Origin of the sequence: Pseudomonas sp. NPDC088414, from assembly GCF_044753325.1 — a bacterium.
GTDB lineage: Bacteria > Pseudomonadota > Gammaproteobacteria > Pseudomonadales > Pseudomonadaceae > Aquipseudomonas.
In genome coordinates, this window is the sequence record NZ_JBIVMY010000009.1 from 59,918 (window position 1) to 85,890 (window position 25,973).

General features: G+C 60.2%; 21 protein-coding genes. 15 read left to right on the top strand and 6 right to left on the bottom strand.

Going from position 1 to position 25,973, the window contains the following annotated elements; genetic code table 11:
- Both ACIP8I_RS11265 and ACIP8I_RS11270 read left to right on the top strand, forming a co-directional pair.
- A complete protein-coding gene (locus ACIP8I_RS11265) occupies positions 1 to 1,128 on the top strand; it encodes an NAD(P)/FAD-dependent oxidoreductase (RefSeq protein WP_400761027.1) in 1,128 nt (375 codons plus the stop codon).
- 92 nt (positions 1,129 to 1,220) lie between these two features.
- On the top strand, positions 1,221 to 1,847 hold the full coding sequence (locus ACIP8I_RS11270) for a transcriptional regulator (protein ID WP_400761030.1): 627 nt from the start codon (positions 1,221 to 1,223) through the stop codon (positions 1,845 to 1,847).
- A 124-nt stretch (positions 1,848 to 1,971) separates the two neighbouring features.
- On the opposite strand, the gene ACIP8I_RS11275 is transcribed toward ACIP8I_RS11270, so the two are convergent.
- From ACIP8I_RS11275 to ACIP8I_RS11300, 6 genes are all read right to left on the bottom strand, one after another.
- Positions 1,972 to 2,748 (bottom strand): ABC transporter substrate-binding protein, encoded by a 777-nt coding sequence (locus ACIP8I_RS11275; RefSeq protein WP_108589921.1) that lies wholly within the window; start codon positions 2,746 to 2,748, stop codon positions 1,972 to 1,974.
- A gap of 263 nt (positions 2,749 to 3,011) precedes the next feature.
- Positions 3,012 to 3,464 carry a molybdopterin synthase catalytic subunit MoaE gene (gene moaE, locus ACIP8I_RS11280; protein ID WP_007965204.1) on the bottom strand — a complete coding sequence of 151 codons (453 nt, stop codon included), beginning with the start codon at positions 3,462 to 3,464 and terminating at the stop codon, positions 3,012 to 3,014.
- 3 nt (positions 3,465 to 3,467) lie between these two features.
- Entirely contained in the window at positions 3,468 to 3,710 is a 243-nt protein-coding gene (moaD, locus tag ACIP8I_RS11285) for a molybdopterin converting factor subunit 1 (RefSeq protein ID WP_007965206.1), read from the bottom strand.
- Positions 3,707 to 4,180 (bottom strand): cyclic pyranopterin monophosphate synthase MoaC, encoded by a 474-nt coding sequence (moaC, locus tag ACIP8I_RS11290; protein WP_367083210.1) that lies wholly within the window; start codon positions 4,178 to 4,180, stop codon positions 3,707 to 3,709. Before moaC ends, moaD begins: the two co-directional genes overlap by 4 nt.
- A 239-nt stretch (positions 4,181 to 4,419) precedes the next feature.
- The gene (locus ACIP8I_RS11295; protein WP_007965210.1) at positions 4,420 to 5,814 is read right to left on the bottom strand and encodes a PhoH family protein; all 1,395 of its coding nucleotides are present in this window, start codon (positions 5,812 to 5,814) and stop codon (positions 4,420 to 4,422) included.
- A 337-nt stretch (positions 5,815 to 6,151) separates the two neighbouring features.
- Positions 6,152 to 7,228, bottom strand: a complete 1,077-nt coding sequence (locus ACIP8I_RS11300) for a polysaccharide deacetylase family protein (protein WP_400761161.1) — start codon at positions 7,226 to 7,228, stop codon at positions 6,152 to 6,154.
- A gap of 375 nt (positions 7,229 to 7,603) precedes the next feature.
- On the opposite strand from ACIP8I_RS11300, the gene yaaA reads away from it, so the two are divergent.
- The 13 genes from yaaA to ACIP8I_RS11365 all read left to right on the top strand — a co-directional run bounded on the left by yaaA (position 7,604) and on the right by ACIP8I_RS11365 (position 25,970).
- A complete protein-coding gene (gene yaaA / locus ACIP8I_RS11305; RefSeq protein ID WP_400761033.1) occupies positions 7,604 to 8,383 on the top strand; it encodes a peroxide stress protein YaaA in 780 nt (259 codons plus the stop codon).
- 811 nt (positions 8,384 to 9,194) lie between these two features.
- Positions 9,195 to 10,511: a nucleotide sugar dehydrogenase gene (locus ACIP8I_RS11310; RefSeq protein WP_007965217.1), complete on the top strand. Its 1,317-nt coding sequence runs from the start codon at positions 9,195 to 9,197 to the stop codon at positions 10,509 to 10,511.
- A 97-nt stretch (positions 10,512 to 10,608) separates the two neighbouring features.
- On the top strand, positions 10,609 to 12,090 hold the full coding sequence (gene alg8 / locus ACIP8I_RS11315) for a mannuronan synthase (RefSeq protein WP_400761035.1): 1,482 nt from the start codon (positions 10,609 to 10,611) through the stop codon (positions 12,088 to 12,090).
- 35 nt (positions 12,091 to 12,125) lie between these two features.
- Positions 12,126 to 13,295, top strand: coding sequence for an alginate biosynthesis protein Alg44 (locus tag ACIP8I_RS11320; RefSeq protein WP_098967301.1), 1,170 nt, complete (start codon positions 12,126 to 12,128; stop codon positions 13,293 to 13,295).
- Between the two features lie 9 nt (positions 13,296 to 13,304).
- A complete protein-coding gene (gene algK, locus ACIP8I_RS11325) occupies positions 13,305 to 14,816 on the top strand; it encodes an alginate biosynthesis TPR repeat lipoprotein AlgK (RefSeq protein ID WP_400761038.1) in 1,512 nt (503 codons plus the stop codon).
- Positions 14,813 to 16,294, top strand: coding sequence for an alginate export family protein (locus ACIP8I_RS11330; RefSeq protein WP_400761041.1), 1,482 nt, complete (start codon positions 14,813 to 14,815; stop codon positions 16,292 to 16,294). Before algK ends, ACIP8I_RS11330 begins: the two co-directional genes overlap by 4 nt.
- A 26-nt stretch (positions 16,295 to 16,320) precedes the next feature.
- Positions 16,321 to 17,892 (top strand): mannuronan 5-epimerase AlgG, encoded by a 1,572-nt coding sequence (gene algG / locus ACIP8I_RS11335; RefSeq protein ID WP_097086741.1) that lies wholly within the window; start codon positions 16,321 to 16,323, stop codon positions 17,890 to 17,892.
- Between the two features lie 10 nt (positions 17,893 to 17,902).
- Positions 17,903 to 19,363 (top strand): alginate O-acetyltransferase, encoded by a 1,461-nt coding sequence (locus tag ACIP8I_RS11340; protein ID WP_400761043.1) that lies wholly within the window; start codon positions 17,903 to 17,905, stop codon positions 19,361 to 19,363.
- A gap of 8 nt (positions 19,364 to 19,371) precedes the next feature.
- Entirely contained in the window at positions 19,372 to 20,496 is a 1,125-nt protein-coding gene (locus ACIP8I_RS11345; RefSeq protein WP_400761046.1) for a mannuronate-specific alginate lyase, read from the top strand.
- 392 nt (positions 20,497 to 20,888) lie between these two features.
- Entirely contained in the window at positions 20,889 to 22,454 is a 1,566-nt protein-coding gene (locus ACIP8I_RS11350) for an MBOAT family protein (protein WP_123587186.1), read from the top strand.
- Positions 22,455 to 22,464: 10 nt separating this feature from the next.
- Positions 22,465 to 23,637 (top strand): alginate O-acetyltransferase, encoded by a 1,173-nt coding sequence (locus ACIP8I_RS11355; protein ID WP_108589908.1) that lies wholly within the window; start codon positions 22,465 to 22,467, stop codon positions 23,635 to 23,637.
- 15 nt (positions 23,638 to 23,652) lie between these two features.
- The gene (locus ACIP8I_RS11360) at positions 23,653 to 24,309 is read left to right on the top strand and encodes an alginate O-acetyltransferase AlgF (RefSeq protein WP_127651075.1); all 657 of its coding nucleotides are present in this window, start codon (positions 23,653 to 23,655) and stop codon (positions 24,307 to 24,309) included.
- 209 nt (positions 24,310 to 24,518) lie between these two features.
- Positions 24,519 to 25,970 (top strand): mannose-1-phosphate guanylyltransferase/mannose-6-phosphate isomerase, encoded by a 1,452-nt coding sequence (locus ACIP8I_RS11365; RefSeq protein WP_007969551.1) that lies wholly within the window; start codon positions 24,519 to 24,521, stop codon positions 25,968 to 25,970.
- Positions 25,971 to 25,973: the final 3 nt, after the last annotated feature.

Genomic DNA, 25,973 nt, shown 5'->3' on the forward strand with positions numbered 1-25,973 from the left:
ATGAGCCAGGCAGACTTCATCATCATCGGCGGCGGGATTGCCGGCGCTTCCACCGGTTTCTGGCTGTCGCCCCACGCCAAAGTGATCGTGCTCGAACGTGAGTCGCACCCGGCCTATCACTCCACCGGACGCTCGGCGGCGTTGTACACCGCAGCCTATGGCACGCCGCAAGTGCGCGCGCTGACCCTGGCCAGCCGCGAGTTTTTCGACCATCCCCCGAGCGGCTTCTGCGAGCATCCGCTGCTCACGCCGCGTGGCGAAATGACCGTGGATTTCACCGGTGATGCCGCCGAACTGAACAACCAGTACCTCAGCGCCAAGGCCACGGTGCCGGAGATGCAGTTGCTCAGCGCCGATGAAGCCTGCGCCCGTCTGCCGATTCTGCGTCGGGAAAAAGTCCACGGCGCGATCTACGACCCGACCGCCAGCGACATTGACACCGACGCCCTGCACCAGGGTTACCTGCGCGGTATCCGCCGCAACAATGGCGAAGTGCACACCGACTGCGAGGTGCTGGGTCTGACGCGCGACGCCGATGGCCTCTGGCAGGTGCAAACCAACGGTCAGAGCTTCAGCGCGCCGGTCATCATCAACGCCGCCGGCGCCTGGGCCGACCAGATCGGTGCACTGGCCGGCGCGCCAGCGCTGGGTCTGCAACCTAAACGTCGTGCGGCATTCATTTTCGCCGGCCCCGAGGGCGTGGACATTCATCACTGGCCGATGCTGGTCAGCCTCGACGAATCGTTCTACATGAAGCCCGACGCCGGGATGTTCCTCGGCTCGCCGGCCAACGCCGACCCGGTCGAACCGCATGACGTGCAGCCGGAAGAGCTGGACATCGCCATGGGCATCTACCAGATCGAAGAAGCCACGACCCTGACCATCCGCCGCCCGACCCGCACCTGGGCCGGTTTACGCAGCTTCGTCGCCGACGGTGATCTGCTCAGCGGTTTCGATCCGCAGGTACCAGGATTGTTCTGGGTCGCGGCTCAGGGCGGTTACGGCATTCAGACTTCACCAGCCATGGGTCAGGCCAGTGCGGCATTGGTGCGTGGGCAGGCGTTGCCTGAACACCTGCAACAGTTCGGCCTGACGAGCGCCATGCTCTCCCCTTCACGACTGCGCTGATGGCCCCTGCGGATGACGCGCCCAACGGATTGCGGCACACTCGCAGCGCCCCCGTGCACGGGGGCGCTGACGCCGCCTGGAGCTCCACAATCATGACCGCCCCCGAAATCGATCCGGCCCTGGATAACTTCCGTGCCATCGCCGACGCCATCGCCACGCTGTTCTTTCCCCACGCCGAAGTGGTGCTGCACGACCTGCGCACACAGAAGGTCGACTACATCGCCAACAACCTGTCCAAGCGCGAGATCGGCGACGATTCATCGCTTGAAGACATGCTCAGCGAGGAGATCAGCGAGCGCAACATCGGCCCGTACGAAAAGCTCAATTGGGACGGCCAGAAGATCCGCAGCCTGAGCACCGTACTGCGCGACGGTGAAGACCGGCCGCTGGCGGTGCTGTGTATCAATCTGAATATTTCGCTGTTCGAGAATGCCAAGGCCGCGCTCGACCTGTTCCTGTCGCCGAGCAAGCTGATCCCGCAGCCGGATTCACTGTTTCGCGATGACTGGCAGGAACGCATCAACACCTTCCTCCACGCCTGGCTGCGCGAGCGCCAGCTGAGCCTGAATCTGCTGACCCGCGATCACAAGCGCGAACTGGTGCTGGCGCTGCACGCCGAAGGCGCGTTCAAGGGCAAGAGCGCCTCGAACTATGTGGCCAATGTGCTGAACATGGGGCGGGCGACGGTGTACAAGCATTTGAAGGAATTGAAGGGCTGAAGATCTGCATTGGCGGTTCCGGCCCCATCGCTGGCAAGCCAGCTCCCACAGTTTTTTTGGTGTACACAAAATCTGTGCACGACTCGATCACTGTGGGAGCTGGCTTGCCAGCGATAGCAGACTATCAGTCGCCGTAGATGTCGGACTTGAAGTACTTCTCGGAAATCTTCTGATATTCGCCACTCGCCCGAATCCCGTCGATGGCCGTGTTCAACTCGCTGACCAGCTCGGTATTGCCCTTGCGCACCGCAATCCCCGCGCCCTCGCCCACGTACTTCGGATCCTTCAGCTCCGGCCCGACAAACGCATAGCCCTTGCCGCGCGGCATCGACAGGAAGTCGGTCAGCGGGATGGTGTCGGCAAAAATCGCATCGAGCCGCCCGGCCGCCAGGTCCATGTAGATTTCTTCGTTATTGCCGTAGCGCTTGACGTTGATGCCCTTCGGTTCAAAGACCTCGGTGGCATAACGGTCGGTGGTGGTGGCGCGCTGCACACCGACGGTCTTGCCCTTGAGGCTGGCGTACTGGTCATCGACCGTGGCGCCTTCCTTCATCACCAGCCGCGACGAGGTGAAGTAGTACTTGTGGGTGAAATCCACCGACTTCTTGCGGTCTTCGTTGATGGTCATCGACGACAAAGCCATGTCGATTTTCTTCACTTTCAACGAAGGAATCAGGCCATCGAACTCACCCTCGACCCACACACACTTGACCTTCATCTGCGCGCACAGGGCGTTACCGATGTCGTAGTCGAAACCGACGATTTCGCCCTTGTCGGTTTTCGAAGCGAACGGTGGATAAGCGGCCTCGATGCCGATGCGCAGGGTTTTCTCGGCGGCAAACGAGCTGGTGCACGCCAACAGGCTCAGGGCCAGACCGGTGATCAGGGGGAGTTTCTTCATGTTCGTTCTCTCGCGGGTTGTTGTTGGTTTGGCAAGACAGAAGAAAAGAGCTGAAATGGTTTTTTTGTACTTATAAATCCATATTGGACTGATGTGTACAAATCGTCAATTAGAGGAAAGAGAGGTTGTGGTGTTGCAGATGGCCTCATCGCTGGCAAGCCAGCTCCCACACGGTTCAGTGGTGTACATAAAATATGTGCACGACACAAAACACTGTGGGAGCTGGCTTGCCAGCGATGGCTGACTAAAGGGCGATGCAGAGATTACTTCTTCCAGCGATCCGCAGCAGCATGATCACTGTCACGCCCTTCGACCCAACGCGGGCCGTCGCTGGTGTTTTCTTTCTTCCAGAACGGCGCGCGGGTTTTCAGGTAGTCCATGACAAAGGCGCAGGCGTCGAACGCTGCCTGGCGATGGGCGCTGGCCGCGCCGACAAACACGATCGGCTCGCCCGGCTCCAGCGCGCCGATGCGGTGCAGCACTTCGAGCTTCAGCAGCGGCCAGCGCTGCTCGGCCTCGACGGCGATCTTGCCCAAGGCTTTTTCGGTCATGCCCGGATAGTGCTCGAGGAACATCCCCGCCACATCCAGCCCGTCGTTGAAGTCGCGCACATAACCGACAAAACTCACCACCGCGCCGACACCGACATTCGCCGCGTGCATCGCGTTGACTTCAGCACCCGGGTCGAATGCCGTGGACTGCACACGAATCGCCATGGCTCAGCCTCCGGTCACGGTGGGGAAAAACGCCACTTCGTCGCCATCGCTGACCGGCTCGTCGAGCTGGCACAGGTCTTCGTTACGCGCACACATCAGGTTCTGTTCGCTGAGCACCTCGGCGCCATCACGTTGCGCGAGCAGCGCACGCACAGCGTCGACCGTGGCGAAATCGCCTTCGACCTCGACCGCGTCCACGCCCAGCGCTTCACGATAACGGGCAAAGAATTTAACCGTCAGCTTCATGGCTGCTCCGCCTGAAAATGCCCGCTCTTGCCGCCGACCTTCTCCAGCAGTTTCACGCTTTCGATGGTCATGCCGCGATCGACGGCTTTGCACATGTCGTAGAGGGTCAGGGCGGCAACACTGGCGGCGGTCAGCGCCTCCATCTCCACGCCGGTCTGCCCGGACAGTTTGCAGCGGGCGACGATGCGCACGCTGTCGGCGCCCTCAGCGCTGAGTTCGACCTTGACCCCGGTCAGCATCAGCGGATGGCACAGCGGAATCAGATCACTGGTTTTCTTCGCCGCCTGAATGCCGGCAATGCGCGCCACGGCAAACACGTCGCCCTTGGGATGGCCGCCGCTGACGATCATCTGCAGGGTTTCGGGGAGCATGCGCACCAGCGCCTGGGCCGTCGCCTCACGGAATGTCACGGCTTTTTCGGTGACGTCGACCATGTTGGCGCGACCTTGGGAATCGAGATGAGTCAGCACGGGATTACTCCTGATCAGGAGCGTGGATTGTAAACCTGCGGGTCAAATTTCCGCATCACTGATTATGAATTCACCGTTGCCCCTGTGGGAGCGAGCTTGCTCGCGAAGGCGGTGCATCAGGCTACATCGATGGTGACTGACACACCGCATTCGCGAGCAAGCTCGCTCCCACATTGGGTTGTGTATCTATCCATAAAAAAACCGGGCGGCTTTTGGGCCGCCCGGTTCTGGTTGAAGGATTACAGATGCGATTCGGCGTATTCGGCCAGAATCGAGCGTGGCACCCCTTGCAGGGTGATGTGCACACCGTTGGGGAAATCCTTGAAGCGTTCGGTCAGGTAGGTCAGCCCGGAGCTGGTCGCGGACAGGTAAGGGGTGTCGATCTGTGCCAGGTTGCCCAGGCACACCACTTTGGAACCGGCGCCGGCCCGGGTGATGATGGTTTTCATCTGGTGCGGCGTGAGGTTCTGGCATTCGTCGATCAGGATCAGGCTCTGCTGGAAGCTGCGACCGCGAATGTAGTTGAGCGATTTGAACTGCAACGGCACTTTGCTGAGGATGTAGTCGACGCTGCCATGGGTGTTTTCGTCATCCATGTGCAAGGCTTCGAGGTTGTCGGTGATGGCGCCCAGCCAAGGCTCCATTTTTTCCGCTTCGGTGCCGGGCAGGAAGCCGATTTCCTGATCCAGGCCCTGCACGCTGCGGGTCGCGATGATCCGGCGATAGCGTTTGCTGACCATGGTCTGCTCAATCGCTGCGGCCAGCGCCAGAATGGTTTTACCGGAACCCGCTGCACCCGAAAGGTTGACCAGGTGAATGTCCGGATCCAGCAAGGCGTACAGCGCCAGACTCTGGTAGATGTCCCGTGGTTTGAGACCCCAGGCTTCCTGATGCAACAGCGGTTCCTGATGCAAGTCGAGGATCAGCAGCCTGTCTTCCTGAATTTCCTTGATCCAGCCGACAAAGCCTTGTTCGTCAATGATGAACTCGTTGATGTGCACCGCCGGCAGGTTGTCGATCAACTGCACCTGATGCCAGGTGCGGCCGTGATCCTGACGGGTTTCGACTTTGCTGACGCGGTCCCAGAAGGAGCCGGTCATGTTGTGGTAGCCGTTGGGCAGCAGGGACACGTCATCGACCAACTGGTCGGTGCTGTAGTCCTCGGCATCGATCCCGCAGGCGCGCGCCTTGAGGCGCATGTTGATGTCTTTGGTAACCAGCACCACGGCCTTCTTCGGATCACGGGTGTGCAGGTCGATCAACTGGTTGATGATTTTGTTGTCGTTCAGATGCTCGGGCAGAATCAGGTTCGACTCGGCCTGTTTGCTCATCAGAATTGACAGCAAGCCCTTTGGCCCGCCCTTGCCGCGCTGGATCGGCACACCCAGTTCAACGTCCTCGGGGGAGGCATCGCCCAGGGTCTTGTCGATCAGCCGGATCGCCTGGCGGCATTCGGCAGCAACGCTGTGATGGCCGCTCTTGAGCTTGTCCAGCTCTTCGAGCACGGTCATCGGGATCGCGACGTGGTGTTCTTCGAAATTCAGCAGGGCATTTGGATCGTGAATCAATACGTTGGTATCGAGTACATAAAGGATTGGCTGGTTGGAAGAAGGGCTACGTCCGTGATCATCCATACTCGGTCACCTTTGTGGGAGCCATTCGACGCAATACCTGGGCGGTGCTGCGCCTCGAAGTGACTGCCGAATTCATCCACGAGGGCCTGGATGAACTGCACACAAAAGGAGTCTTGGAAGACGCCACCTGTGTTGCAGGTTTCGGCGGTCTGTCTTCGTAATACTCCAAAACCCATGACATAAAAAAGCACTTTGACGGTTTTTTTAAGTTTATTTTGCAGAGTGACGAAAAGCCCTTGGCTGACCGTCCAGACCCCGCTAAAGTCGGAAGTCCGCCTGCATCGAATTCTCTAGAAAAATCACCCCAAGCCCAATATTTCCGGGCTTTTTCCGTTTGTCAGCGAAACCCGTCCTGACAATCTTCAAAGCCGATGCCGCTTTGCGCAGTTTGCGTGATCAGCCACGGCAACGCGGTCTTCACCGCGTCCTGTTTCATGTTGAAATTGATCACTCCGTGACGCCACAAGAGCATCAGGGTCAGCACCCGCTGCGCGCTCTGTGCGCCCTTGAGCTTGCCGGCGCCGTCCTGGGCATCGATATCCCACAGCGCCACTTGCAGGCCCTGATTGCGGAAGAAGCTGCCGGCATCAGGGCGGCGCTGACCCTCCGGCGGACGGAACAGCGGCACGTAGTTTTCCGGCAACTTGTTCTTCACCAGATCGGCGCTGCGGCGCACCGAGTCCTGCCAGTCCTGCCAATGGCTGTGGGAACGGAACTCCCAACCCTGCACGCCGACGCACTGTTTCGAGAACTCCGATTGCAGGTTGCTCACCGAGCGATCCGCCAGCCGCGCCTGCACATCCTTGCCCAACAGAAAGAACGTGCCGCTGAGGCTGGATTTGCGAAGGTAGTCGGCAATCCAGTCTGTGTTGTCCGGTTGCAGATTGGCGGCGCTGTCGAAACTCAGCAGAAACAGCCGGTCGTGCATCTCGTCGCCACCGCGCTCGTAGTCGCCAAAACGATCGACTTCGCTGCTGGTCTGCGGCGACAGCGCGGCCTTGCGCATCAGCTCGTCCAGGTACTGCAGATGAAACAGCCGGCTCGGCTCGGCCCACTTGGTGTAATAGCTGTCGTCGCTGACCACGAACTTGGCGGCCTGCTCGCGCAGGGTCGGCAGGTCTTCGACAAGGAAGCAGAACGAGGCGTCCTGATCGCAGCTCTGCTGGGCGAAGTTGTAGTTGGCCAACAGACGTTCCCAAAGCCGCTGCCGCAGGCGGCTGATCGCGTCGACGTTGATCGTGCGCAGCCCCAGACGCTGGGCCAGCGCAGCCTCGTCCAGCGCTTCGGTGCCCAGCAGCCCACGGGCGAACATGAGGATTTCCGCGCGCGAGGCGACGTCGAACAGCGTCGGGCTGCTCAGTTGTTCAGGCCAGGTGCTGCGATCCAGCGTCGCCACATCACCCGGCGCCGCCATGGCCCCGAAGCTCAACAGCCACGCGGTGAATAAAAGAACAATGCGCAAAGGGGTGTCTCCATTACCAAACCCGCGCGGCACTATAGCTGAAATGCTCCCCACTCCTCCTGAGGGATGACGCATTCTGTGGCGAGGGAGCTTGCTCCCGCTGGGTTGCGCAGCAGTCCCAAAAAACATCGAGCGCATTCCAGCACGAGGATTGGAGATACCGGTTTTTACGACCGCTGCGCGCTCGAGCGGGAGCAAGCTCCCTCGCCACAGAAAGATTTGCCAGCCGTTTCGAATATTTTGCCGTCGATCACCTATGGGCTTGATAGCTGGAGTCAACCCGGCCAACCCCCTAGAATCGCCCCCACGATTAAAGGAGACGACTTCATGCTGATGGTGATTTCCCCCGCCAAGACCCTCGATTATGAAACACCGCCGGCGACCCAGCGCTTTACCCAGCCGCAATACCTCGACCATTCCCAGGAGCTGATCCAGCAACTGCGCGAACTGAGCCCGGCACAGATCAGCGAACTGATGCACGTGTCCGACAAGATCGGCGGCCTCAACGCCGCACGTTTCGGCAGCTGGACGCCCGCCTTCACCCCGGAAAACGCCAAGCAGGCCCTGCTCGCGTTCAAGGGTGACGTGTACACCGGGCTTGACGCGCAATCGTTCAGCGAAGCCCAGTTCGACTACGCGCAAAAGCACCTGCGCATGCTCTCCGGCCTTTATGGCCTGCTGCGTCCACTGGATCTGATGCAGCCGTATCGTCTGGAAATGGGCACCAAACTGGCCAACGCCCGTGGCAAGGATCTGTACGCGTTCTGGGGCACGCGCATCAGCGAATGGCTCAACGAAGCGCTGGCCGAACAAGGCGATGACGTGCTGCTGAACCTGGCCTCCAACGAGTACTTCTCGGCGGTCAAGCGCAGCGCACTGAACGCGCGGATCATCAACACTGATTTCAAGGATCTGAAGAACGGTCAGTACAAGATCATCAGCTTCTACGCGAAGAAGGCCCGCGGCCTGATGAGCCGTTTCGTGATTCAGGAAAAAATCAGCGATCCTGCCCTGCTCAAGCAGTTCGATGTGCAGGGTTATCGCTACAGCGCCGAGCAATCTAAACCGGACAATCTGGTGTTTTTGCGCGACCACGCCCCGGAATAAAGCATGCCCATTGCACGACTCTTTCTATAAAGAGTCGTGCAGCTCGCACGACGTCAAAAATCCCTCGCAACATTTCGCCGTTTTATTGGCGCCATAAAATCGTCCTGCCCAATTCTAATTTTAGTTTCACTCGACAGCCGCACTTTTTTTCAGTAGTGGCACGTAAATTTTTTTACGGTAGTGGCACAAAACTATCTAGCTCGATTACGCACCGATTAACAAAGGCCCAAATCGAAAGTGCTATCAAATTGAGACCAGTGCCATCTTTGGCAATATTTCAAAAAATTTCAGATTTCGCGATGAGCGGGTAGGAACTATGTCCAAATGCATAGCTCATACCACCGGTAACGATTCTCGCCGAGTTTGTACGAGATAACTTACGCAGAGCGGAGAACCATGTAACCAAGTTGTCACAGCAACTTGCCTAGATGGTTCACTCATCTGATCAACTAACGATGGATAGGTGATACGCACCATAAACATCCTCTACAAGGCCAAGGCTGCGCCCCTGTAATTGTGCTCGCCTGAGCACCCAACCGCTTGATCTACGGGCCTTTCGTCCGACATCAGGTGGACTGAACACATGCACAAGAGTCTTCCAGCAAGAAGATCCGCTGCATAACAGGGCAAGTCATAACAACTAAGGCCTAGTTGCGCACATCTTGAGTGCACTTATTTAGACACTCGGAACTTAGTATGCCTGCACACGGCATTGTGGCGCCTGTATGCCGCACTTTCGAGTGCACTATGACCGCTGAACACCATTAACTCCGGCCATCTAATGGCTTGATAAAACACAGAGGTAATTGCGATGCGCATCAGCATATTTGGTTTGGGTTACGTTGGCGCAGTGTGTGCCGGTTGCCTGTCTGCACGGGGCCATGACGTGGTTGGCGTCGATGTTGCCAAAGACAAGATCGACATGATCAACGCCGGCAAGTCGCCGATTGTGGAACCGGGTCTGGGCGAACTTCTGGCTCAAGGTATCGAGACCGGTCGTCTGCGCGGTACGACCAACTTCGCCGAGGCGATCCGTGACACCGACCTGTCGATGATCTGCGTCGGTACGCCGAGCAAGAAGAACGGCGATCTGGAACTGAACTACATCGAGGCTGTGTGCCGCGAGATCGGTTTCGTGCTGCGTGAAAAGACCACCCGCCACACCATCGTGGTGCGCAGCACCGTGTTGCCGGGCACCGTCGCCAATGTGGTGATTCCGATTCTCGAAGACTGCTCGGGCAAAAAGGCCGGTGTCGATTTCGGCGTCGCGGTCAACCCGGAATTCCTGCGTGAATCCACCGCGATCAAGGACTACGACCTGCCACCGATGACCGTCATCGGCGAGTTCGACAAGGCCTCGGGCGACGTTCTGCAATCGCTGTACGAAGAGCTCGACGCGCCGATCATCCGCAAGGACATCGCCGTCGCCGAGATGATCAAGTACACCTGCAACGTCTGGCACGCGACCAAAGTGACCTTCGCCAACGAGATCGGCAACATCGCCAAAGCAGTCGGCGTCGATGGCCGTGAAGTGATGGACGTGGTCTGCCAGGACAAGACCCTCAACCTGTCCCAGTACTACATGCGCCCGGGCTTCGCCTTCGGCGGTTCGTGCCTGCCCAAAGACGTGCGCGCCCTGACCTACCGCGCCGGTTCCCTGGACGTCGAAGCGCCGCTGCTCAACTCGCTGATGCGCAGCAACGAATCGCAAGTGCAGAACGCCTTCGACATCGTTGAAAGCCACGACAAACGCAAAGTCGCCCTGCTCGGTCTGAGCTTCAAGGCCGGTACCGACGACCTGCGCGAAAGTCCGCTGGTGGAACTGGCCGAAATGCTGATCGGCAAGGGCTACGACCTGAGCATCTACGACAGCAACGTCGAGTACGCCCGTGTTCACGGCGCGAACAAGGACTACATCGAGTCGAAGATCCCGCACGTGTCGTCCCTGCTCAACTCGGACTTCGATTCGGTGATCGACAACTCCGACGTGATCATCCTCGGAAACCGCGACGAGAAATTCCGCTCGCTGGCCCAGGAAGCACCGCAAGGCAAACAGGTCATCGACCTGGTCGGCTTCATGGCCAAAGCCACCAACCCGGGTACTCGCACCGAAGGTATCTGCTGGTAAAGCAGCGCCAAGCGACAAGCCTCGAGCTGCAAGCAAAGCGTTTCGCTTGCAGCTTGAGGCTTGCAGCTCGAAGCCTCTCTTACCTTGGATGACGTCGATGACCAAGCTCAAACATTTCTTTCTGCAATCCGCCGGCTGGCTTTTGTTTCTAAGCCTGTTGTTGGGCCTGGCCTTGATGCTGCCCACGTCCACGTTCGACTCCGAGTCGAAGGACTTTATTTTCCTGATTGGCGCCGTGGGTATCTGGCGCTACTCGATGGGTGCAACGCACTTTGTGCGCGGCATGATTTTTCTCTACATCGTTTACCCGCACCTGCGCCGCAAAGTGCGCAAGCTGGGTAAGGCGGCGGATCCGTCGCATGTGTTTCTGATGGTCACCAGTTTCCGTATCGACGCGCTGACCACTGCGCAGGTCTACAGCTCGGTGATCCGCGAAGCAATCGACTGCGAACTGCCGACCACCGTGGTCTGCTCGATCGTGGAAATGTCCGATGAGCTGCTGGTCAAGGCGCTGTGGGCGCGGATGAATCCGCCAGACCGGGTGAAGCTCGACTTCGTGCGCATTCCCGGCACCGGCAAGCGTGATGGCCTGGCCTACGGTTTCCGCGCGATCTCCCGCCACCTGCCGGACGACCGCGCTGTGGTGGCGGTGATCGACGGCGACACCGTGCTCGGCGAAGGCACCGTGCGCAAGACCGTGCCGTGGTTCCAGCTGTTCGGCAATGTCGGCGGCCTGACCACCAACGAATTCTGCGAAGTGCGCGGCGGCTACATCATGAGCGAATGGCACAAGCTGCGTTTCGCCCAGCGCCACATCAACATGTGCTCGATGGCCCTGTCCAAGCGCGTGCTGACCATGACCGGGCGCATGTCGGTGTTCCGCGCCACCGTGGTGACCGACCCGGAATTCATCGCCGACGTCGAAAGCGACTCGCTGCAACACTGGCGCCTGGGCCGTTTCAAGTTCCTCACCGGCGACGACAAGTCGAGCTGGTTCAGCCTGATGCGCCTGGGCTACGACACCTTTTACGTACCGGACGCCGCGATCAACACCGTTGAGCACCCGCCGGAAAAGAGCTTCATCAAGGCCAGCCGCAAGCTGATGTTCCGCTGGTACGGCAACAACCTGCGCCAGAACTCGCGAGCGCTGGGCCTGGGTGTGAAACGCCTCGGCGCCTTCACCTCGGTGGTGCTGTTCGACCAGCGCGTGTCGATGTGGACCTCGCTGCTGGGCCTGACCGTGGCGATCATCGCCAGCTTCAAGTACGGCGGCGCGTTCATCCTCGCCTACCTGCTGTGGATCGGCATCACCCGCCTGATTCTGACCCTGTTGCTGTCGTGCTCCGGTCACCGGATCGGCCCGGCCTATCCCGTGATTCTGTATTACAACCAGATCGTCGGTGCGCTGGTGAAGATCTACGTGTTCTTCCGCCTCGACCAGCAATCCTGGACGCGCCAACCCACTTCCCTGACCCGTGATCTCGCCAGCTTTCAACGTTGGTTCAACACCTGGTCGTATCTGAACATGACCTTCTCCTCCGGCAGCATTTTCGTCGCCGTGCTGCTGATGATGGTCTGACCTGCCCCTATTGAATTAACAAGGAAATTGCCCCCATGAATACCGCCGTCAACGCCAACGTAGTGCATGAATCCGAAGCCCAGCGTCAGCACGCCCGAGTGAAAATCCCGGCCAAACTGCGCTTCTTCGGCCCGGACCGGACGCCGGTCGAAGCGCGGGTCCTGGACCTGTCCGCCGGGGGTCTGGCGTTCAACGCCGGGCAACTGCCGCTGACCCTCGGCGAGGTGTACAAGGCACGCCTGCAATTCGTCATCGACAACCTCGGCCTGGCCATGGACGTCGAACTGCAAGTGCGCTCCTACGACCGCCAGAGCGGCCGCGCCGGTTGCCAGTTCCAGAACCTGGAGCCGCAGGACATCTCGACCTTGCGTCACCTGATCACTTCGCACCTAGCCGGCGACATCGTCAGCATGGGTGAAGTGCTGGCGACCCTGCAGCGCGACAACTTCACCAAGGCGCGCAAGGTCAAGGACGGCGGCAGCGGCATGACCCCGTTCGGGCGGCTAAAAGCGGTGACCTTCAGCGCCGGCATTTTCGCCATCGGTCTGGTCGCGTTCGGTTTCGTCTTCAAGTCGGTGTACGGCATGTACTTCGTCAGCCATGCGCAAGCAGGTCTGGTCAGCGTGCCGGGGATGAACATCACCATGCCGCGTGACGGTACCGTGCAGAGCCTGGTCAAGTCTGACGGCGTGGCCGCCAAAGGCGCGCCGCTGGCGACCTTCAGCACCAGCATGCTCGACGTACTCAAGGGCCATCTGGACGAAGACCAGTTGCAACCGGCCAAGGTCGAAGAACTGTTCGGCAAACAAATGACCGGCACCCTGACCTCGCCGTGCGATTGCACCGTGGCCCAGCAACTGGTGGCTGACGGTCAGTACGCGAGCAAGGGCGACGTGATCTTCACTCTGGTACCGCGCAATACACAGGCCACCGTCGATGCACGCTTCTCCTATCGCCAGTTCGGCGACGTGCGTCCGGGTACGCCAGTGAGCTTCCAGATCGCCGGCGAAGACCAGACCCGCACCGGCAAGATCGTCAGCAGCACCAGCCTGAAAAGCGCCGACCTGTCCTCCGACATCCGCGTGCAGATCCAGCCGGACGAACCGCTGGACAGCAGCTTCGCCGGGCGCCCGGTGGAAGTGAACAGCGACCGTGGCCCGAACCTGAACTGGCTGATCGACAAAGCCATGGCTGCCGGTCTTTAAGTCGAGGACATGCCTGTGACCATCATCAGTCTCCTGAAAACACCGCGATCCCTGTGGGAGCTGGCTTGCCAGCGATTGGATCAACGCGGTCTGTCTGACACACCGAGCCGCCTGAATCGCTGGCAAGCCAGCTCCCACAAAGGTCACATGGTGTGCTCGCTGGCATTGGCCGTCAGCCTCGCCGGATGCGCCGGCCTGCCCGACCAGCGTCTGGCCAACGAAGCGCTCAAGCGTGGCGACACCGCCACCGCCGCGCAGAACTACCGTGCGCTGGCGGATCTGGGTTACAGCGAGGCGCAAGTCGGTCTGGCCGATATCCAGGTCGACAGCCGCGACCCCGAGCAGATCAAACAGGCCGAGGCGACCTACCGCGCCGCCGCCGACGTGTCGCCACGGGCTCAGGCCCGTCTCGGTCGCCTGCTGGTAGCCAAACCGGGTTCCACCGAAGCCGAGCACCACGAAGCCGAAAGCCTGTTGAAAAAAGCCGCCGCCAATGGCGAAGGCAACACGCTGATCCCGCTGGCGATGCTGTACCTGCAATACCCGCACAGCTTCCCGAACATCAACGCGCAGCAGCAGATCGATCAGTGGCGCAAATCCGGCTACCCGGAAGCGGGTCTGGCGCAGGTGCTGCTGTATCGCACCCAAGGCACTTACGACCAGCATCTGGATGACGTGGAAAAGATCTGCAAAGCCGCGCTCAACACCACCGACATCTGCTACGTCGAACTGGCCACGGTCTATCAGAAACGTGCCCAGCCGGAGCAACAGGCCGAGCTGATCAAGCAGATGCAGGCCGGTTACAGCCGTGGCACGGTCAGCGCGCAGCGCGTCGATTCGGTGGCCCGCGTGCTGGCCGATTCGACCCTCGGCAAGACCGACGAGAAAACCGCGCAGTCGCTGCTCGAACCGATCGCCCCGGGCTACCCGGCGTCGTGGGTGACCCTCGCGCAACTGCTTTACGACTTCCCGGAACTGGGCGACGTCGAGCAGATGATGAAGTACCTGGACAACGGCCGCGCGGCCGACCAGCCGCGCGCCGAACTGTTGCTGGGCAAGCTCTACTACGAAGGCAAACTGGTGCCGGCCGACGCGAAAGTCGCCGAAGAACACTTCCAGAAAGCCGTCGGCCGCGAAGTCGCCGCCGACTACTACCTCGGCCAGATCTATCGCCGTGGTTACCTGGGCAAGGTCTATCCGCAGAAGGCTCTCGACCATCTGCTGACCGCCGCGCGCAACGGCCAGAACAGCGCCGATTTCGCCATCGCCCAACTGTTTTCCCAAGGCAAGGGCACCAAACCCGACCCGCTCAACGCCTACGTATTCAGCCAATTGGCCAAGGCGCAGAACACCCCGCAAGCCGATGAACTGGCGACCACCCTGGCCGCGCAATTGCCGCCCGAGCGTCTGGCCGAAGCCCAGCGCCTGCTGCAACAGGAACAGGCCAGCCGTGGCGCCCTGAACCAGAACACGCTGCAACTGCACGCCCTGCAAGAAGAAGACGGCGAGGAATCCCTATGAAGTTGAATCCCTTTGTGAAGGCCGGCATTGGCCTCACGTTCGCGCTGATCTGGTCTTGCCCGACACTGGCCGCGATCACTGAAACCAAAAACTTCGGCCTGGAAGTGAAAATCACCGGCCAGTCCGAAGACGACCGCGACCTCGGCACCGCCAGCGGCGGCGACGTCAACGGTGTGGGCCTCGACCTGCGTCCTTGGATCTACGGCGAAAGCGGCGCGTGGAGTGCCTACGCCATGGGTCAGGCCGTGACCTCGACCGACATCATCGAGACCGACACCCTGCAGCAGTCCGACGGTGAGCAAACCACCGACAACAGCGACCGCAAAACCAAGAAAAACTACCTGGCGATGCGCGAATTCTGGGTCGGCTACAGCGGCTTCACGCCGTACCCGGGCGAGATGCTCAAGTTCGGTCGCCAGCGTCTGCGCAATGACGACGGGCAATGGCGCGACACCAACATCGAAGCGCTGAACTGGACCTTCGACACCACCCTGTTGCGCGCCAACGTCGGTGTCGCCGAACGCTTCAGCGAATACCGCACTGACCTCAAAGAGCTCGCGCCGAAAGACAAGGATCGCCTGCACGCCTACGCCGATGCCGCCTACCAGTGGACACCGGGTAACTGGGTCGGCATTCGCGGTCATCACACCCACGACAACGGCAAGCTCGATTACGCCGAACCGGGCGTGCCCCGCGACACCCTCGACAAAACCCAGAACGGCGACATCAGCTGGCTCGGTCTGACTGCTGACAGCGATGCCTACAACTGGCGCAACACCAACACCGTCAACTACTGGGGCAGCATCACCGGCATGAGCGGCGACCTCGATTCGGTCAATCCGCTGAACGCCGATGGCAGCCGTCCGGCACAAGCCAAGCGCAGTGATGACATCAACGGCTGGGCCACCGACCTTGGCGTGCGTCTGCGCCTCGATCCGCAGTGGCAGGTCGGTGCGGCCTACGCCCGCGCCAGCGCCGATTACCAGCAGAACGGTCTGGAGAGCAACCGCTCCAACTACACCGGTACCCGCTCGCGCGTGCACCGTTTCGGCGAAGCGTTCCGTGGCGAAATGAACAACATGCAGACCGCCACCCTGTTCGGTTCGTGGATGCTCAACGACCAGTACGACGCCAGCCTGATCTACCACAAGTTCTGGCGCGTGGACGGCAACAAACCGGTAGGCAGCAACGGCATCAACGCCGTGGAAAACAACACCGACGACGTCACCGGCGCAATCCTCTCCAGCACCTCGCTGCCACTGCAGGATGGCAACAAGGATCTGGGTCAGGAAATGGACCTGGTGGTGACCAAGTACTTCAAGCAAGGCTTGCTGCCGGCAGCCCTGAGCCAGTCGATCGACGAACCGTCGGCGCTGGTGCGCTTCCGTGGCGGTGTGTTCAAGCCCGGTGATGCCTATGGCAGCCAGGTCGATTCGTACATGCACCGCGCGTTCATCGACGTGATCTGGCGCTTCTGATGCAAACCGCCAAGGGAGTGCCCGACATGCACCATGCAAGGAAAGGCTCGCTCAGCCTGTTGGCCGGCGCCATGCTGCTGGCCTCCGCTGGCGCGTTCGCCACGGTGGAACCGGCCAAGCCGGTGACCACCGCCAAAGAGCTGCAACAAGCCAAGACCTACACCGTCAGCAGCGCGCCGACCGAGGCGCTGGAACTGGCCAAGCCGAAACTGCCCGACCTGTCCGGCTTCACCGCCGAAGCCGCTGCCGCGAAGATCAATCGCAGCAAACCGGGCAAGATCAGCGTGCGCCGGATGATGCAGGAAGACGCCCTGAAGGACTTCATCGGCGGCGACAACAAGATGGCCGAATGGGTGGTGCGTCAGCACGGCATCCCGCAGGCGATCTTCGTCGACGACGGTTACCTGAACCTCAAGGATCTGGCGCAGAAGCTGCCCAAGCAGTACTTCAGCGAGACCTCGCCGGGCGTGTACCTGGCGAAGCTGCCGATCGTGGTCGGCCGTAAAGGCATCCTCGAAATCGACGGCCAGACCCAGGAGTTGCGTCTGTCGCAAGAGGCCGGTTCGTTCCTGGTCAACGACGGTCAGCTGTTCGTGCGTGACACCAAAGTCACCGGCTGGCGCGAGAAGGACAACGGCCCGGCAACCTTCCGTTCGCCGAAGGAATTCCGTCCGTTTCTGCTGGCCTGGGGCGGCACCGAGACCTACATCGTCAACAGCAAGATGGCCAGTTTCGGCTACGCCAACAGTAAGTCGTACGGGGTGAGTATTTCCCAGTACACGCCGAACATGGCCAAAGTGCTCAAGCGTCCCGAGCCGACCGGCTGGATCGTCGGCTCCGAGTTCTCGGACATGTGGTACGGCTTCTACTGCTACGAGACCCGCGACTTCGTGGTCAAGGGCAACACCTACAAGGACAACATCGTCTACGGCATCGACCCGCACGACCGTTCCCACGGTCTGATCATTGCCGAGAACACCGTCCACGGTACGAAGAAGAAGCACGGCATCATCATTTCCCGTGAAGTGAACGACAGCTTCATCTTCAACAACAAGAGCTACGACAACCACCTCTCGGGCCTGGTGATCGACCGTAACAGCGTCAACAACATCATTGCCTACAACGAGATCTACAAGAACCACACCGACGGCATCACGCTTTACGAGTCCGCCGACAACCTGCTGTGGGGCAACAAGGTCATCAGCAACAAACGCCACGGCATCCGCATTCGTAACAGCGTGAACATCCGCCTCTACGAAAACGTCGCCATGGCCAACGGCCTGACCGGCGTCTACGGCCACATCAAGGACCTGACCGACACCGACCGGGACATCAAGCTCGACCCGTTCGACGCGCAAGTCTCGCTGATCGTGGTCGGCGGTGAACTGGCGGCCAACGGCAGCGGGCCGATGGCCATCGACTCGCCGTTGAGCGTCGAGCTGTATCGGGTATCGATGCTGGCGCCGACCAAATCCAGCGGCATCAGCTTCAACGGCATCCTCGGCGAGCGCCAGGATGAAATTCTCGACCTGCTGGTACGCCAGCAGAAAGCCGTGCTGATCGACCCTGTCGAACGCCAGACCGAATTGCAGGACTGAGGATAATTTTATGCACCCACACTTGATCAAATTACTCAGCCTGTCGGCCCTGACCGTGGGCATTCTGGCGGCCAGCAATGCTGCCCGCGCCGATGACACGGCGGGCGCCACCCCGCCAAAATTCAGCGCCGAACCGTGCTGCAACCTGTGCCCGGCCGCCCATGACGCGAAGAACTACACCACGCGCTACCAGCAGAACTTCACCACCCTGGTGCAGGCGCAGGGCGACTGGCTGTTCCGTACCCAGGAAGATTTGCGCACCGAGTTCAACACCACCCCGGCCGGCTACAAACGCCTGCAACAGCTGCACGATGCGTTCAAGGCCAAAGGCGTCGAACTGGTGATCGTCTACCAGCCGACCCGTGGCCTGGTGAACCGCAACAAGCTCAACCCGCAGGAAAAAGCCGCGTTCGATTACGAGAAAGCGCTGGGCAACTACAAGACCATGCTCGGCCGTTTCGCGCAGATGGGTTACGTGGTGCCGGACCTCTCGCCGCTGACCAACGAATCGCTGCCGGACACCCTGCCCGCCCACGATTTCTACTTCCGCGGCGACCAGCACTGGACCCCGTACGGCGCGCAGCGCACGGCGAAAATCGTGGCCGAGAAGGTCAAGCAGATCCCGGCCTTCGCCGACATTCCCAAGCGTGAATTCGAGACCAAGCGCACCGGGCGCATGGGCAAGACCGGCACCCTGCACAACATGGCCGGGCAACTGTGCGGCACCAGTTACGCGATCCAGTACATGGACCAGTTCACCACCGAGCCGAAAGGCGAGGCCGGTGACGGCGACCTGTTCGGTGATTCCGGCAACCCGCAAATCACCCTCGTCGGTACTTCGCACAGCGGCAAGAACTACAACTTCGCCGGCTTCCTCGAAGAGGCCATTGGCGCTGACATTCTCAACGTCGCCTTCCCCGGCGGTGGTCTGGAAGGTTCGATGCTGCAGTACCTCGGTAGCGACGAATTCCAGAAGACTCCGCCGAAGATTCTGATCTGGGAATTCTCGCCGCTGTACCGCCTCGACCAGGAAACCATCTACCGCCAGATGATGTCGCTGCTCGACAACGGCTGCGAAGGCAAAGACACGCAAATGTCCGCCAGCACCACGCTCAAGCCTGGCGGCAAACAGGAACTGCTGGTCAACAGCAAGAACCTGAATCTGCAGAACAGCAGCCATCAGGTCGACATACGCATAGCAGACACCTCGGTGAAAACCCTGCAAGCCACCCTCTGGTACATGAACGGTCGCCACGAGGACATCAAGATCGAGAAACCGGAAACCTCCGACACCGACGGTCGTTTCGCCTTTGAGTTGCGCACGGACGAAGACTGGGCCTCGCAAAACCTGCTGGCAGTCGAAGTCCAGGGCCCGGAAGCGGGCACCGCGCCACAAAAAGTCGAAGCGAAAATCTGCAAACGCAACGTATTCCCGGGCGCTGGGCCACAAACCGCTCAGCTCGGGCAATGAGGTCTGCTATGCGAAATCGAACGATCAAACACTTGCTTGCGCCATCCCTGCTGACCCTGGCGATGTTCGCCGGGGCCACTCAGGCCGCCGCGCCACTGCGGCCGCCGCAGGGCTACTTTGCGCCGGTGGATAAATTCAAGACCGGCGACAACAGCGAAGGCTGCGACGCGATGCCGGCGCCGTACACCGGGCCGCTGCAATTTCGCAGCAAGTACGAAGGCTCGGACAAGGCCCGCGCGACCCTGAACGTGCAGTCGGAAAAAGCCTTCCGCGACACCACCAAGGACATCACCACCCTGGAGCGCGGCACCGCCAAACGCGTCATGCAGTTCATGCGCGACGGTCGTCCGGAGCAGCTCGACTGCACGCTGAACTGGTTGACTGCATGGGCCAAGGCCGATGCGTTGATGTCGAAAGACTTCAACCACACCGGCAAGTCGATGCGCAAATGGGCGCTGGGCAGCATGGCCTCATCGTACATTCGCCTGAAGTTCTCCGATTCGCATCCGCTGGCCACGCATCAGCAAGAAGCGCAGCAGATCGAGGCGTGGTTCAGCAAGATGGCCGATCAGGTGGTCAGCGACTGGGACAACCTGCCGCTGGAAAAAACCAACAACCACTCGTACTGGGCCGCATGGTCGGTGATGGCTACCGCCGTCGCCACCAACCGCCGCGACCTGTTTGATTGGGCAGTGAAGGAATACAAGGTCGGGGTCAATCAAATCGACGCCGACGGCTTCCTGCCTAACGAACTCAAGCGCCAGCAACGCGCCCTCGCCTATCACAACTACGCCCTGCCGCCACTGGCGATGATCGCCAGTTTCGCCCAGGTCAACGGTGTCGATCTGCGTCAGGAAAACAACAGCGCGCTCAAGCGTCTGGGTGACCGGGTGCTGGCCGGGGTGAAAGACCCGGACCAGTTCGAGAAGAAGAACGGCAAAGAGCAGGACATGACCGACTTGAAAGAGGACATGAAATTCGCCTGGCTCGAACCGTTCTGCACCCTCTACACCTGCCCGGCGGATGTGATCGAGAAGAAGCACGGCATGCAACCGTTCAAGACCTTCCGCCTGGGTGGCGACCTGACCAAGGTCTACGACCCGTCGCACGAGAAGGGCAACAAGGGTTCATGAAAGGCGAACAGCAAAAGCCCCTCACCCTAACCCTCTCCCGGAGGGAGAGGGGACTGACCGAGGTGTTTTTTGAGAAATCCGCCGACCTGATACATCGAGTCGATCTCAGGTGTTGAAAAACAATCGAGATCAGGCTGCGCAGAAATACCGAGTTGATCTCAGGTGTTGAAAAACAACCGAGATCAGGCTGCACAGAAATACCGGGCCGATCTCCTCTTCTGAAAACCATGGAGATCAGGCTCCCTCTCCCTCCGGGAGAGGGCGGGGGGTGAGGGCAAGTTTTCAAGGCCCTGCACAACCCTGACAGAAACACCGTTTCACCCCTCCAATAGCACGGGGGGTTTGGGGGGGCTTTGGCCCTTGACTGTTGGTTCAAACATGGAGAGATCGGGATGGTATTTTCATCCAACGTGTTCCTGTTTCTGTTCTTGCCGATCTTTCTCGGCTTGTACTACCTGAGCGGGCAACGCTATCGCAACCTGTTGCTGCTGATTGCCAGCTACGTGTTCTACGCGTGGTGGCGGGTGGACTTCCTGGCGCTGTTCGCCGGCGTCACCCTGTGGAACTACTGGATCGGCCTGAAAGTCGGTGCCGCCGGCGTGCGCACCAAACCGGCACAGCGCTGGCTGCTGCTCGGCGTGGCGGTCGACCTGTGCATCCTCGGCTACTTCAAATACGCCAACTTCGGCGTGGACAGCATCAATGCGATCATGACCTCGTTCGGTCTGGAGCCGTTCATCCTGACCCACGTGCTGCTGCCGATCGGTATCTCGTTCTACATCTTCGAGTCGATCAGCTACATCATCGACGTGTATCGCGGCGACACCCCGGCCACCCGCAACCTGATCGACTTCGCGGCGTTCGTGGCGATCTTCCCGCACCTGATTGCCGGCCCGGTCCTGCGTTTTCGCGACCTCGCCGACCAGTTCAACAACCGCACCCACACCCTCGACAAGTTCTCCGAGGGCTGCACGCGGTTCATGCAGGGTTTCATCAAGAAGGTGTTCATTGCCGACACCCTCGCGGTGGTCGCCGACCACTGCTTCGCCCTGCAAAACCCGACCACGGGTGACGCCTGGCTCGGCGCGCTGGCGTACACCGCGCAGCTGTATTTCGACTTCTCCGGTTACAGCGACATGGCCATCGGTCTGGGCCTGATGATGGGTTTCCGCTTCATGGAAAACTTCAAGCAGCCGTACATCAGCCAGTCGATCACCGAGTTCTGGCGCCGCTGGCACATCAGCCTGTCGACCTGGCTGCGTGACTACCTGTACATCACCCTCGGCGGTAACCGCAAAGGCACGCTGATGACCTATCGCAACCTGTTCCTGACCATGCTGCTGGGTGGTCTGTGGCACGGCGCGAACATCACTTACATCGTCTGGGGCGCCTGGCACGGCATGTGGCTGGCGATCGAAAAAATGCTCGGCATCAACACCTCGCCGCGCAGCCTCAACCCGATCCGCTGGGCGCTGACCTTCCTGCTGGTGGTGATGGGCTGGGTGATCTTCCGTGCCGAAAACCTGCACGTCGCCGGGCGCATGTACGGCGCGATGTTCAGCTTCAGCGACTGGTCGCTGTCGGAACTCAACCGCGCCAGCCTCACCGGTCTGCAAGTGGCAACCCTGGTGGTGGCGTACGCAACCCTGGCGTTCTTCGGCCTGCGTGATCTGTACACCAATCAGCCTCCGGTCAAAACCAAGCCAGTGGTCAACGTCGAAACCGACGGCCCTGCCGCTGCGACCCCGGGCATGATCAAAGCCGCACCCGGCGAAAACCCGGCGAGCATCCACGAGCCTGGCTACACCGTCGGCGTCGAAGCCCAGGTGCAACCGGCTTACTGGAGCGCGGACTGGTCGCGCTACGTGATGCGCGGGCTGATCCTGCTGCTGTTCATCGCCTCGATTCTCAAACTCTCGGCGCAAAGCTTCTCGCCGTTCCTTTACTTCCAGTTCTGAGGGATCTGACATGACCCGCTCATTACGCATCTTCTACATCGCGCTGTTCCTGCTGACCCTGCTAGTGCTCGGTCTGTGGTCGGTGCGCAGCTTCTTCGGCTTCAGCACCAACGCCGATGCGACCGTGCTTAACGGTCGCTGGACCAAAGCCGTGGAAACCCACTACGACGATCAGTTTCCGATCAAGCGTCTGGGCACCAACCTCTGGGCGGCACTGGATTTCAAACTGTTCAACGAAGGGCGTCCAGGCGTAGTGCTCGGTCGCGATCAGTGGCTGTACAGCGATGAGGAATTCAACCCGATCGTCAACGAAGAACTGAACCTGCAAGGCAACTACGCGCTGGTCGAAGGCGTGCGCCAGACTCTGAAAGAGAAAGGCGTGAAACTGGTGATGGCGATCGTGCCGGCCAAGGTGCGCCTGTACCCGGAACACCTGGGTGAAGTGAAACCGGCGAGCATCCACGCCAACCTCTATCAGGACTTCCACGCCCGTGTCGCGGCAGACAAGATCCTCGCCCCGGATCTGCTCGGCCCGCTGCAAAAAGCCAAGCAGAACGGTCAGCAAGTGTTCCTGCGCACCGACACCCACTGGACCCCGGAAGGCGCTGAAATCGCCGCCAACACCCTGGCGAAAACCATCGCCGACAAGTTCCCGCTCAGCGGCGAGCCGCAACGCTTCGTCACCACGCCAGCGGAGAAGGTCACGCACAAGGGCGACCTGCGTCTGTTCCTGCCGCTGGATCCGCTGTTCGAAAACCTGATGCCGGCGCAAGAGCCGCTGCAAAAGCGCAACACCGTGGCCGCCGAGCAACCTGCCGGTGACGACGCACTGTTCGCCAGCAGCGAAGTACCGGTCGCACTGATCGGCACCAGCTACAGCGCCAACCCCAACTGGAACTTCGTCGGTGCGCTGAAACAGGCGCTGCACAGCGACGTCGTGAATTACGCCGAAGACGGCCACGGCCCGATTCTGCCGATGCTCAGCTACCTGAAAAGCGATGACTTCAAGAACAGCCCGCCACAGGTGCTGATCTGGGAGTTTCCTGAACGATATCTGCCTGTGAACAACGAAATCGGCGACGCCGACCCACAGTGGGTCGCAGAGCTCAAACAAGCCGGTGCTCGCCAACAAAACGTAGCCATCAACACTAAATCCGAGACGCCCGATCGGGCGCAAAACTGAAAGAGAGGTAACACCATGACTTTCACAACTACTCCTCGTCGTCTCGCAAAACGCTTCGCACTGGTTGCTGGTCTGAGCGTGCTGTCGGTCCAGGCTTTCGCCGGTGGTGACGCCGCGCTGTACGGCCCGACCGCGCCGAAAGGCTCGACCTTCGTGCGTGTCTACAACGCCAGCAACGCGGAAGTCAGCGCCACCGTCGGCAGCACCAACCTGAGCGACGTTGCACCACTGGCCAGCAGCGACTTCAGCTTCATGCCGGGCGGTGATTACAGCGCCAAAATCGGCAGCCAGACCCTGCCGGTCAAACTTGCCGGTGATCATTACTACACCCTGGTCAACAACGCGTCCGGCGCGCCGCAACTGATCGAAGAGCCGCCGTTCAAGAACAAGCAGAAATCCCTGGTGCGCGTGCAGAACCTCAGCGACAAGCCGCTGACCCTGAAGACCGCCGACGGCAAGACCGACGTGGTGCCGAACGTGGCCGCCAAGGGCCGTGGCGAACGTGAAATCAACCCGGTGAAAGTCAGCCTGGCGCTGTATGAAGGCGACAAGAAAGTCGGCGACGTAAAACCGGTCGCGCTGGAGCGTGGTGAGGCAGCGGTGCTGTACGTCACCGGTTCCGGCAGCAGCCTGTCGCCAGTCTGGGTGAAACGCCCGGTGTCTACTCGCTAACAGATTTTCCGAACTGACCCGGCTCCCTGTGGGAGCTGGCTTGCCAGCGATGCAGACACCTCGGTTCTGCAGATACACCGAGGTGATGCCATCGCTGGCAAGCCAGGCTCCCACAGGGACCGAGGTGAACGTTCAGAACGAGACAAAAACAAGAGTGAAACGACACAACGTTCGTGCCTCTAACCAATCGATTTTATGGAGTAAACAATATGATTCCGGTGATCTTGTCAGGTGGTAGCGGTTCACGTCTTTGGCCGCTTTCGCGCAAGCAATTCCCTAAACAATTCCTCGCCCTGACCGGTGAACACACGCTGTTCCAGCAAACCCTGGAACGTCTGGTGTTCGAAGGCATGGACACGCCGATCGTGGTCTGCAACAAGGATCACCGTTTTATCGTCAACGAACAGCTGGCCAACCGAAACCTCGAATGCCAGCGCATCCTCATGGAGCCGTTTGGCCGCAACACCGCACCAGCGGTGGCGCTGACCGCGATGATGCTGGTCAATGAAGGTCGCGACGAACTGATGCTGGTGCTGCCGGCCGACCACGTGCTGGAGGACCAGAAAGCCCTGCAACGCGCATTGGCCCTTGCCACTGTCGCCGCCGAAAACGGTGAGATGGTGCTGTTCGGCGTGCCGGCGACCAAACCGGAAACCGGTTACGGCTACATCAAATCCACCGGCGATTCGCTGCTGCCTGAAGGCGTCAGCCGCGTTTCGCACTTCGTCGAGAAACCTGACGTCAAACGCGCCACCGAATATGTCGAATCCGGCGGCTACTACTGGAACAGCGGCATGTTCCTGTTCCGCGCCAGCCGCTTCCTCGAAGAGCTGAAAAAGCACGATCCGGACATCTACGACACTTGCCTGCTGACCCTCGAGCGCAGCCAGCAGGACGCCGACACCATCACCTTTGACGAAGCCACCTTCGCCTGCTGCCCGGACAATTCCATCGACTACTCCGTCATGGAAAAAACCCAACGCGCCTGCGTGGTGCCACTGACCGCTGGCTGGAGCGATGTCGGCTGCTGGTCGTCGCTGTGGGAAGTCAACGAGAAAGACGCCAACGGCAACGTCAGCAAGGGCGACGTGGTCATCCAGGACAGCAAGAACTGCATGATCCACGGCAACGGCAAACTGGTTTCGGTGATCGGTCTGGAAAACATCGTCGTGGTCGAAACCAAGGACGCCATGATGATCGCCCACAAAGACAAGGTTCAGGGCGTCAAGCAGATGGTCAACACCCTCAACGAGCAGGGCCGCAGCGAAACCCAGAACCACTGCGAGGTCTACCGTCCGTGGGGTTCCTACGACTCGGTGGACATGGGCGGGCGTTTCCAGGTCAAGCACATCTCGGTAAAACCGGGCGCGTGCCTGTCGCTGCAGATGCACCACCACCGCGCCGAGCACTGGATCGTGGTCAGCGGCACCGCTGAAGTGACCTGCGATGAAAATGTGTTCCTGCTCTGCGAAAACCAGTCGACCTACATCCCGATCGCCTCGGTGCACCGCCTGCGCAACCCGGGCAAGATCCCGCTGGAAATCATCGAAGTGCAGTCGGGTTCGTACCTGGGTGAAGACGATATCGAACGCTTCGAAGATATCTACGGTCGCTCCACCCCGATCGAACGCGGCGTGTCGGTGAAAACCATCGCGCAGTAACGA

Excerpts from the sequence above, each read along its gene's own strand:
- ACIP8I_RS11265 (WP_400761027.1), top strand. The coding sequence starts at position 1 with ATGAGCCAGGCAGACTTCATCATCATCGGCGGCGGGATTGCCGGCGCT.
- ACIP8I_RS11270 (WP_400761030.1), top strand. The coding sequence starts at position 1,221 with ATGACCGCCCCCGAAATCGATCCGGCCCTGGATAACTTCCGTGCCATC.
- ACIP8I_RS11275 (WP_108589921.1), bottom strand. The coding sequence starts at position 2,748 with ATGAAGAAACTCCCCCTGATCACCGGTCTGGCCCTGAGCCTGTTGGCG.
- moaE (WP_007965204.1), bottom strand. The coding sequence starts at position 3,464 with ATGGCGATTCGTGTGCAGTCCACGGCATTCGACCCGGGTGCTGAAGTC.
- moaD (WP_007965206.1), bottom strand. The coding sequence starts at position 3,710 with ATGAAGCTGACGGTTAAATTCTTTGCCCGTTATCGTGAAGCGCTGGGC.
- ACIP8I_RS11295 (WP_007965210.1), bottom strand. The coding sequence starts at position 5,814 with ATGGATGATCACGGACGTAGCCCTTCTTCCAACCAGCCAATCCTTTAT.
- ACIP8I_RS11300 (WP_400761161.1), bottom strand. The coding sequence starts at position 7,228 with ATGGCGGCGCCGGGTGATGTGGCGACGCTGGATCGCAGCACCTGGCCT.
- yaaA (WP_400761033.1), top strand. The coding sequence starts at position 7,604 with ATGCTGATGGTGATTTCCCCCGCCAAGACCCTCGATTATGAAACACCG.
- ACIP8I_RS11310 (WP_007965217.1), top strand. The coding sequence starts at position 9,195 with ATGCGCATCAGCATATTTGGTTTGGGTTACGTTGGCGCAGTGTGTGCC.
- alg8 (WP_400761035.1), top strand. The coding sequence starts at position 10,609 with ATGACCAAGCTCAAACATTTCTTTCTGCAATCCGCCGGCTGGCTTTTG.
- ACIP8I_RS11320 (WP_098967301.1), top strand. The coding sequence starts at position 12,126 with ATGAATACCGCCGTCAACGCCAACGTAGTGCATGAATCCGAAGCCCAG.
- algK (WP_400761038.1), top strand. The coding sequence starts at position 13,305 with ATGCCTGTGACCATCATCAGTCTCCTGAAAACACCGCGATCCCTGTGG.
- ACIP8I_RS11330 (WP_400761041.1), top strand. The coding sequence starts at position 14,813 with ATGAAGTTGAATCCCTTTGTGAAGGCCGGCATTGGCCTCACGTTCGCG.
- algG (WP_097086741.1), top strand. The coding sequence starts at position 16,321 with ATGCACCATGCAAGGAAAGGCTCGCTCAGCCTGTTGGCCGGCGCCATG.
- ACIP8I_RS11340 (WP_400761043.1), top strand. The coding sequence starts at position 17,903 with ATGCACCCACACTTGATCAAATTACTCAGCCTGTCGGCCCTGACCGTG.
- ACIP8I_RS11345 (WP_400761046.1), top strand. The coding sequence starts at position 19,372 with ATGCGAAATCGAACGATCAAACACTTGCTTGCGCCATCCCTGCTGACC.
- ACIP8I_RS11350 (WP_123587186.1), top strand. The coding sequence starts at position 20,889 with ATGGTATTTTCATCCAACGTGTTCCTGTTTCTGTTCTTGCCGATCTTT.
- ACIP8I_RS11355 (WP_108589908.1), top strand. The coding sequence starts at position 22,465 with ATGACCCGCTCATTACGCATCTTCTACATCGCGCTGTTCCTGCTGACC.
- ACIP8I_RS11360 (WP_127651075.1), top strand. The coding sequence starts at position 23,653 with ATGACTTTCACAACTACTCCTCGTCGTCTCGCAAAACGCTTCGCACTG.
- ACIP8I_RS11365 (WP_007969551.1), top strand. The coding sequence starts at position 24,519 with ATGATTCCGGTGATCTTGTCAGGTGGTAGCGGTTCACGTCTTTGGCCG.